The sequence below is a fragment of the Enterococcus sp. C76 genome, assembly GCF_040886985.1.
Classification (GTDB): Bacteria; Bacillota; Bacilli; order Lactobacillales; family Enterococcaceae; genus Enterococcus_B; species Enterococcus_B lactis.
The window spans coordinates 1-2,491 of sequence record NZ_JBFOEY010000022.1 but is presented as its reverse complement, the minus strand read 5'-3'; the positions used below and the strand labels follow the sequence as shown (position 1 = coordinate 2,491).

General features: G+C 30.3%; 1 protein-coding gene and 1 pseudogene. Both read right to left on the bottom strand.

Annotated features, from left to right (window positions below):
* Positions 1-995: pseudogene (locus AB3I00_RS14445) on the bottom strand (hypothetical protein); the annotation flags it as partial.
* A gap of 67 nt (positions 996-1,062) precedes the next feature.
* Entirely contained in the window at positions 1,063-2,310 is a 1,248-nt protein-coding gene (locus AB3I00_RS14440; protein ID WP_368025589.1) for a hypothetical protein, read from the bottom strand.
* Positions 2,311-2,491: the final 181 nt, after the last annotated feature.

The window sequence follows — 2,491 nt, the reverse complement described above, 5'->3', positions numbered from 1 at the left end:
GGTACTTTAATATTAATAGTAAAATAACTTGGATCTTTTACCCCACTAGCATAACAATTTTGTAAATAAGGATGGCTAAATAACATTGGCGCAAACTGAAAACCTGAATCTATTTTATAAATAAATCGTAATGTACCACTATCTTTAGAATTTTTATTTGCTTTCAGTTCTAAAGCATTTCCATTCTGTTTTACTGAAATCCCAGCATTATTATTAGACAATTCATAATAACTTAATACATTAGCACTATCTTTGAGTTTTAAAGTTTGTCCTATTTTTATCGTGTATGTTTTATTTTTTAAGCTACATTTAGTATAATACGTATTAGTTTTCGCCAAAACATCTTTTTTCCATGCATTGTATTTTGCTTGACTAGTTCGACCACTACTATCGGAATGAATTTTAAATGAACCTCCATTAATAATTTCATTCATTAAACCTTCAGTATAGAATTTATTCACTAAACTAGGTTGTTTATAATAACCATAATAAGCAGCAATAGAAGCTTTTCGCTTATCATAATTAGATATTTTAAATCCATAATTGTTTCCTACTGTTAACGCAACGTTAGGCTGAATACAAAAAAGTGGGCGCCCATTAACCATTTTTTTGCCATACCATCCATATTCTGGAGAACCTCCATTTCTTGAATAATAGACCGTATTCAAATTTTCTTCTTTCGGTACAACAATTACACCATTATTATTATTTTTTTGTACTTGACTTTTACTTTTTAACCTTCCTTGAATTATTTCTTGCCGATCCTTAAGTTGTATGATTTTTTCATATACTTCATTCGACAAATACGAATTAGCTGGATTAATACTAGATACTAATTCCCCTTCTTCATTAAACATTAATTGATTTTCTTTTAACAGTATTCGGAGCTGTTCGTCTAAAGATTGTTCAGTTACTTCTTCAGCATTACTTTGTTTGATTCCTATACAAAAAAAACAAAGAAACACACTTAATAGAAATATGACTTTATTTTTCATTTAAAATCTCCTCCAAAATAAAAAAGCAACTAGAAGTAAAATTCTAATTGCTTTCAAAAATTTCATTTTACCAAGTATCTAACCAAGCATCTGTCATTTCGCCTGTATTTAAATCAATCGTTCCTTCTATTGCATAACCTCCACTACTTCCTTCATTATTTTGAACATATTCATCAGCTGCTTTTTGCGCTTCTTCATAACTTCCATATTGAGTTCCTGTACTAAACTGTGATTGCATATTTTCTTGCCAAGCTTGTTCATCTGAATTAGTACTTGATTGCGTAGACCCTGAACTTGCCGATTGTCCACTTGAATACTGCGGTGCTGTTGTCTGCGCCGAATAACTGTCACTATACCCATCTGTATTTGTATCAGCTACTACATTTTCATTGGTTTGTACTGACCCCTGCCCTTGATCTACTACTTCCTCGTTCGTGCTTTCAACAGTTACATTAGGATTAGCTAAAGGTTCAGTTGTATTTTCTTTTTGTGCTTGTTTCTCTTGTTCTTCTTTTTTCTCACGCTCATCAAGAACTTGTTTCACTTTGTCTAATTTGACATTCAGTTCTTTTTTTACTTCTTCATTCTTTACTTTATCAACCGCTGATTTCGCTTTATCATAATTTTCTTTTGAAACATCAGCTTTTGGCTTTTCTTTATCAAAAAGCCCATTTACTAGATTTGTCGCTTCACTCATTTGTTCCTTTTGCGTTTTAACAATTTCAATTAAAGAAGAAATAGCACTTTTCCAATCATCATTAGCTATAGTAGTCAAATCCTTTTGACAACTTTCAATTTTTTTATCATCAATCGTTTTTACAATTGACAACTCTTTATTAACCTCTGAACCATCAATCACAAGTTTATTGTCTTTAGATTCAAACATTTCATTTATAGACTGTTGGATTGAAAATTTCTTTTGAATCGTATCAATCATTTCTTTATTTGAATTATAAACTGAAGCATATGAAGCGAATAACTCTTTTTTATCCTTCATTTTTTTTTCTGCTGAATTCACCGCTTCATAGCTCATTTCTAATTCATCAATCGCATTAGAAATCTCTTGTTGGCTAATTCCCTTTTTCAAAAATCCTTTATCATCTACCAAACTAATTATCTCAGAATTTATTTTTCCTTTTTCTTCTAACATGCTTCGATTGCCAATCACTACTTCTTTTGCTTCATTTTCGTCTTGTTGTTTTTGTCTATCAGCATACGCTTTATAGCCACCTAAACCACTGCCAAACAATACAACCGCACCAATACAAACAATACTTCCTTTTTCTATTTTACTTAACATATTCCACTTCTTCATATCAAGACTCCTCTACACTTTACTTAAATACATTTTTATCATCCTATATCTCATACATCACTTTATCAAAAGAACAGCTATCCATATTCTTTTTTTTTAGATAAAAAAGTAAAAAAAATAAAACATTTCTTACCTATATATACCTGAACTAAATGTTGATAAAAAATTTTCAATCACGACT

Bases quoted from the DNA above. Each gene is read 5' to 3' on its own strand.
- AB3I00_RS14440 (WP_368025589.1), bottom strand. From the start codon at position 2,310: ATGAAGAAGTGGAATATGTTAAGTAAAATAGAAAAAGGAAGTATTGTT.